Origin of the sequence: Fuscovulum blasticum DSM 2131, assembly GCF_003034965.1 — a bacterium.
Lineage (GTDB): Bacteria > Pseudomonadota > Alphaproteobacteria > Rhodobacterales > Rhodobacteraceae > Pseudogemmobacter > Pseudogemmobacter blasticus.
The window spans coordinates 23,721-29,873 of sequence record NZ_PZKE01000023.1 but is presented as its reverse complement, the minus strand read 5'-3'; the positions used below and the strand labels follow the sequence as shown (position 1 = coordinate 29,873).

The following is a 6,153-nucleotide window of genomic DNA, read 5'->3' as shown; positions in this document are numbered from 1 at the left end:
GGTCCCGCACCAGCCACCGGAGAGACCGATGACCGACTGGGACCCGTCCAAACCGATCCTTGAAATCGAGAACCTCTCGATCAGCTTCTTCACCCGCCTGCGCGAGATTCCGGCGGTGATGGATTTCTCCTGCTCCGTCATGGCGGGCGAGGCGATGGGGCTGGTCGGCGAATCCGGCTGCGGCAAGTCCACCGTGGCGCTGGCTGTCATGCGCGACCTTGGCCGCAACGGCCGTATCGTGGGCGGCTCGATCCGGTTCAAGGGCCGCGACCTGACAAGGATGAGCGAGGCAGACCTGCGCCACATCCGCGGCAGCGAGATCGCGATGATCTATCAGGAACCGATGGCCAGCCTGAACCCGGCGATGAAGATCGGCGCGCAACTGGCCGAGGTGCCGATGATCCATCAGGGCATGGCCAAGGCCGAGGCGTGGAAGCTGGCCCGCCAGATCGTAGCCGATGTGCGCCTGCCCGACCCCGACCGCGTTCTTGGTGCCTATCCGCACCAGTTGTCGGGCGGCCAGCAACAGCGCATCGTCATCGCCATGGCGCTGATGGCGAAGCCCGCGCTGCTGATCCTGGACGAACCCACCACTGCGCTGGACGTGACGGTCGAGGCGGGGATCGTCGATCTGGTCAAGGATCTGGGCGAAAAATACGGCACTTCGATGCTGTTCATCAGCCATAACCTTGGCCTTGTGCTGGATGTCTGCGACCGGCTTTGCGTGATGTATTCCGGCGAGGCCGTGGAGACCGGCAATGTCGAGGAAGTCTTCACCAAGATGCGCCACCCCTACACCCAGGCGCTTTTCCGCTCGATTCCGCTGCCCGGCGCCGACAAGAACGACCGGCCGCTGATCTCGATCCCCGGCAACTTCCCCCTGCCCCATGAACGGCCCAAGGGCTGCAACTTCGGCCCGCGCTGCGATTACTTCGAAGCCGGCCGCTGCGACGCCGCCGACGTGCCGATGGAGGCCGTGCCCGACGCCCACCGGCACGAAAGCCGCTGCCTGAAATGGCGCGAGGTGGACTGGAAGGCGCCCCCCAAGGCGCAGGTCGCCAAGGCGAAGCGTCCTGTCGGCAAGGTCGTTCTGAAGATGGAGGATCTGAAGAAATACTACTCGGTCTCGGGCAGCGCCTTCGGCGGCGGCACGAAGAAGGTGGTCAAGGCCAACGAAACCCTCAGCTTCGAGGCGCGCGAAGGCGAAACCCTTGCCATCGTCGGCGAATCCGGCTGCGGCAAGTCCACCTTCGCCAAGGTGCTGATGGGGCTTGAGACTGCGACAGCCGGTTCGATCATGCTGTTTGATGAAAACGTGCAATCGACCCCGATCCAGAAGCGCAACACCGATACCGTCAGCCAGGTGCAGATGGTGTTCCAGAACCCGTTCGATACGCTGAACCCCAGCATGAGCGTGGGCCGCCAGATCATCCGCGCGCTTGAGGTGTTCCAGCGCGGCGACAGCGATGCCGACCGCGAACGCATCATGCTGGAACTGCTGGATCTGGTGAAACTGCCCCGTGCCTTTGCCGAACGGATGCCGCGCCAACTGTCGGGCGGGCAGAAGCAGCGAGTCGGCATCGCACGGGCCTTTGCCGGCGGCGCCAAGGTCGTGGTCGCGGATGAGCCGGTCAGCGCGCTGGATGTGTCGGTTCAGGCGGCGGTGACCGACCTGCTGATGGACATCCAGCGCGAAAACGGCACGACACTGCTGTTCATCAGCCATGACCTGTCGATCGTGCGCTATATCAGCGACCGGGTGATGGTGATGTATCTGGGTCATGTGGTCGAGATGGGCACGACCGAGCAGGTCTTCTCGCCCCCCTACCACCCCTATACCGAGGCGCTTCTGTCGGCGGTGCCGATTGCCGATCCGCATGTCGTGCGCAAGCGCATCGTGCTGGAGGGCGAGATCCCCTCGGCCATGAACCCGCCCCCCGGCTGCCCGTTCCAGACCCGCTGCCGCTGGAAATCACAGGTGCCGGGCGGGATCTGCGATACCGAGATGCCGCCGGTGGTGGACCTGGGCGATGGACACCAGATCAAATGCCACCTGGGCCGTGACGTGCTGAAACAGATGGAGCCGGTGATCAAGATCGCGGCCGAGTAGCGCCGATGATTATGGCTTGACTCAGCGACATGGCCGCATATTTTGTGGCCATGGATGATATTGACCGAAAAATAACTGGCCTGCTGGCCGCAGACGCCCGTCGCGCTCTGGCAGACATCGGCGCTGCGGTGGGGCTTTCCGCCTCGGCGGTGAACGACCGCATCCGCCGGTTGCAGGCGCAAGGCGCGATCCGCGCCTTCACGGTGGATGCAGATCCCGCGGCGCTGGGGCTGCCGGTTCTGGCCTTCGTCTGGGTCAGCCTGCGCGACGGCGCCGATGAATCCGCCTTCCGCAGCTTCGCAGCCGCCCACCCCGCCGTGATGGAATGTCATCATGTGACCGGCCCCTGGTCCTATCTGGTCAAACTGCGCCTTCCGGCACTGGCGGCGGTGGAAACCGTGCTGGCCGAGATCAAGGCACAGGGCTTCCTTGGCCGCAGCGAAACCATCCTCGCCCTGTCCTCGCCGGTCGAGGGCGCGCATGTGCCGAAAGGGGCTGCCTGATGCTGTTCCTGAAAAGCCTGATCCTGGGATTGGCCATCGCCGCGCCGCTGGGGCCGATCGGGGCGCTGTGCATCAACCGCACGCTTGAACGCGGCTTCCGCGCCGGGGTGGCGGGCGGGCTGGGCACCGCCCTGGCGGATGCGCTTTACGCCAGCCTTGCCGCAGCCGGTTTTGCCGTCTTTGCCAGCCTGCTTGCGCGGGTGCAACTGCCACTGATGGTGGCGGGCGGGCTGTTCCTTCTGTGGCTGGGCCTTACCGGGATGCGCCCGCGCCCGCCCCGCCCGGCGGCCGAGGTGGGGGCGCGTGACCTGATCGGGACCACGCTGGCAACCTTTGCCCTGACCATGACCAACCCGATGACCATCCTCAGCTTTGCCGCGCTGTTCGCGGGGCTGGGGCTGGCGGCCGCCTCGGGGCCGGGCGCGGCCGTCGTGGTGGTGGCCGGTGTCTTCACCGGGTCGATGCTGTGGTGGGTGGTGCTGTCGGGCGGCGTCGCCCTGCTGCGCCACCGCCTGCCGCCGGCCTTTGCGCTGTGGGTGGCGCGGATTTCCGGCGCGGTGCTGATCGGCTTTGGCCTTTGGGCGCTGGCCAGCGCCGCGCGCCAACTGGCCGGCGCCGGCTGACAGGTCAGCCGAGAATGGCCTTCACATAGGCCTTCGTCTCGGCATAGGGCGGAATTCCGTCGTGCTTTTCCACCGCGCCGGGCCCGGCGTTATAGGCCGCAAGCGCCAGCTTCCAGCTACCGAAGCGGTCATACATCATCCGCAGATAGCGGGCGCCGCCTTCCAGGTTCTGTTGCGGATCGGCGATGTCCACACCCAGGCGGCGCGCCGTGGCGGGCATCAACTGGGCAAGGCCTGTGGCCCCCTTGTTGCTGACCGCGCCCGAATTCCAGCCCGATTCCTGCTGCACCAGCCGAAGGAACAGGTCTTCCGGCACGCCATGCTTGCGGGCTGCGGCCTTGGCAACCTCAAGATACTTGCCCTTGTAGCCGCCCTTGAACCGGGGAACCGACTCTTCCACCAGACCTTCGGCTGCGCCTGCCTTGTACTTCGGTGTCAGCTTGACCGAGCCGGAATACTGCTTGGCCAGCTTGCCATCCAGCAAGGCCGTCTGCGACTTGAAGATCGAGTTGCGCGACTTGGACGAGCCGGAAAGCTTGAGCCCCTCGGCCGAAGCAGGAGGGATCGCGGCAAGGCACAGGGCCGCCGACAGGAACCAGATTTTCCGAGATTTCCGCAGCACGCCAACTCTTTCCGCAACCCGACCGAACGCGGCGACTATACGGAAAGATGCCGGTGTTTCCAGTGGGGAATTTCCGATGCCGCCCCGGGCAAGGCGCCCCCGGCAGGCGAAAACCCGCCGAGATGCGGGCGGCAGAAACCGCACGGGCGGTCGTTGCGGCGCCGACCGGGGCCGTGTAGGGATTGGTTAACCTTACCGGGACATGCTGCCCGGAGAATGAACACGAAGACATTAGGGAGAGAGACATGGCCGGCTCGGTCAACAAGGTCATCCTCATCGGCAATCTGGGCCGCGACCCCGAGGTGCGCAGCTTCCAGAACGGCGGCAAGGTGGTGAACCTGCGCATCGCCACCAGCGAAACCTGGCGCGACCGCGCCACCGGCGAACGCAAGGAACGCACCGAATGGCATTCGGTCGCCATCTTCAGCGAACCGCTGGGCAAGATCGCCGAGCAGTATCTGAAAAAGGGCAGCACGGTCTATATCGAGGGATCGCTGGAAACCCGCAAATGGCAAGACCAGTCGGGCGCTGACCGCTATTCGACCGAGGTCGTCCTGCGCCCCTTCTCGGGCAACCTGACCCTGCTGGGCGGTCGCGGTGATGGCGGCGGGGCCAGCGGCGGCGGTGATGACCGCGGCTATGACGATTACGGCGGTGGCGCGGGCGGTGGCGGCTATGGCGGCGGCCAGGGTGGCGGCGGTTCGCGCGGCGGCAGCTATGGCGGCGGCCAGGCCGGCGGTGGTGCGGGCGGCGGCGGTGGCCGGTCCGACATGGATGACGAAATCCCGTTCTGACACCGCCCTGATCCCATCGGCGCATCGCGCAAGGAGCCGGAACAATGGCAGGCGCGACACGCAGCCGGGCGGTGGACGGGTTGAAACTGGCCCTTGCGGTGATGGTGGTCGGCATCCATGCCAACCCCTTCGCCGATCTGGGCCGGCTGGCCAATCTGCTGACCGGGGAAGGCATCTACCGGCTGGCGGTGCCGGTCTTTCTGGTCTTCAACGGATGGTATCTGCAGCCCGCGCTGGCGGCGGGCAAGGGCTGGGCCACGGCCCGCCGCGCGGCTGTGCTGTATCTGCTGTGGATGGCGCTGTATCTGCCGGTCTGGGCGCGGGCCGCCGCCGGTTTCACCCCGTGGGAGGGGCTGATCTTCGCCGTCTTCGGCTACTGGCACCTGTGGTATCTTGCCGGGCTGGCCATGGCGGCAGCGGCGCTTGTGCTGCTGGCGCGCTGGCCCACCCTGCCCCTGCTGACACTGGCGCTGGTCCTGGCGGCCATGGGGGCGGGTCTTGCCTGGGCCATCGCCGCCGGGCTGGTGACGCCCGGGCCGATCTTCCACGATCCGCTGTCACCCACCCGCAACCCGCTGTTCCTGTGCCTGCCCTACGCGGCCTTTGGCGTGGTGATGCGCCGGGTTGACCTGCCCAACCGCATCGGGCGCGGCCCGGCGGCCGGGCTGGCGGCGCTTGGCATTGCTTTGGTGCTGGCGGAATCGCTGGCCCTGTCCACCCTGCCCAAGGGCGTGTCGCATGACACCATGGCCAGCCTGATCCTGGCCGCCCCGGCGCTGGCGCTGGTGGCCCTTCAGGCCCCCGGCCGCACGGAAAGCCGGGCGCTTGGCGATCATTCAAGCGGCCTTTACTTCCTGCATGTGGCCTTTGTGGCAATGCTGTTCCGTCACACCGATCTGGACCGCCCGGCGGTCTTCGCCCTGGCGATTGCTGGGTCCGCCCTGCTGACCGAAGCCCTGCGGCGCAGCGGTCTGGCACGGCGGTTGTTCTGACCGAACCGGGGCGCCCCATGCCTGCTTGGCTTGCGGCGCGGGCGCCACTGGACCTTTCAGGACGGATTCCCTATATAATCGGTCAACAACCCGCGTAAGGACCGATGCCGATGGATGCCAATGTCGAAGGCGCACCGCTGATCCGCCCGTCCACCACCGATCATCCGCTGTATGATCAGGTGGTCGAGGCCTGCCGTTCGGTCTTCGACCCCGAGATTCCGGTGAACATCTACGACCTCGGTCTGGTCTACACCATCGAGATCGACCCGGAAAACGCCGTCGGCATCACCATGACGCTGACCGCGCCGGGTTGCCCGGTGGCGGGTGAGATGCCGGGTTGGGTGGCAGATGCCGTGGGCGCCCTGCCCGGGGTGAAGCAGGTCGATGTCGACATGACCTTCGACCCGCCCTGGGGTATGGACATGATGTCCGACGAGGCCCGGCTGGAACTGGGCTTCATGTGACGCCCGGGCCGGCAAAGGCAATGCTTTTGTCTTGCATCGGCCAAA

The 6,153-nt window shown here is 66.4% G+C and carries 7 protein-coding genes; 6 read left to right on the top strand and 1 reads right to left on the bottom strand.

The genetic code is table 11. The features are described from left to right. Positions 1–28: 28 nt before the first annotated feature. The 3 genes from C5F44_RS16095 to C5F44_RS16085 are packed head-to-tail and all read left to right on the top strand — an operon-like array spanning position 29 to position 3,236. On the top strand, positions 29–2,110 hold the full coding sequence (locus tag C5F44_RS16095) for a dipeptide ABC transporter ATP-binding protein (RefSeq protein ID WP_107674566.1): 2,082 nt from the start codon (positions 29–31) through the stop codon (positions 2,108–2,110). Positions 2,111–2,160: 50 nt separating this feature from the next. Continuing rightward, complete coding sequence (locus C5F44_RS16090; protein WP_107674571.1) at positions 2,161–2,613, top strand: Lrp/AsnC family transcriptional regulator; 453 nt, start codon at positions 2,161–2,163, stop codon at positions 2,611–2,613. Continuing rightward, entirely contained in the window at positions 2,613–3,236 is a 624-nt protein-coding gene (locus tag C5F44_RS16085) for a LysE family translocator (RefSeq protein ID WP_107674565.1), read from the top strand. The genes C5F44_RS16090 and C5F44_RS16085 overlap by 1 nt, the downstream gene beginning before the upstream one ends. A gap of 4 nt (positions 3,237–3,240) precedes the next feature. Here the strand turns inward: C5F44_RS16085 and C5F44_RS16080 are convergent, their stop codons facing one another. Beyond that, on the bottom strand, positions 3,241–3,858 hold the full coding sequence (locus tag C5F44_RS16080; protein ID WP_412917558.1) for a lytic transglycosylase domain-containing protein: 618 nt from the start codon (positions 3,856–3,858) through the stop codon (positions 3,241–3,243). A 245-nt stretch (positions 3,859–4,103) separates the two neighbouring features. Here C5F44_RS16080 and ssb point away from each other — a divergent pair, with 245 nt between their 5' ends. The 3 genes from ssb to C5F44_RS16065 all read left to right on the top strand — a co-directional run bounded on the left by ssb (position 4,104) and on the right by C5F44_RS16065 (position 6,108). Next, positions 4,104–4,652 carry a single-stranded DNA-binding protein gene (gene ssb / locus C5F44_RS16075; RefSeq protein ID WP_107674564.1) on the top strand — a complete coding sequence of 183 codons (549 nt, stop codon included), beginning with the start codon at positions 4,104–4,106 and terminating at the stop codon, positions 4,650–4,652. 44 nt (positions 4,653–4,696) lie between these two features. Beyond that, complete coding sequence (locus C5F44_RS16070; RefSeq protein WP_107674563.1) at positions 4,697–5,644, top strand: acyltransferase family protein; 948 nt, start codon at positions 4,697–4,699, stop codon at positions 5,642–5,644. 110 nt (positions 5,645–5,754) lie between these two features. After that, positions 5,755–6,108: an SUF system Fe-S cluster assembly protein gene (locus C5F44_RS16065; protein ID WP_107674569.1), complete on the top strand. Its 354-nt coding sequence runs from the start codon at positions 5,755–5,757 to the stop codon at positions 6,106–6,108. The last annotated feature ends 45 nt before the right edge of the window (positions 6,109–6,153 follow it).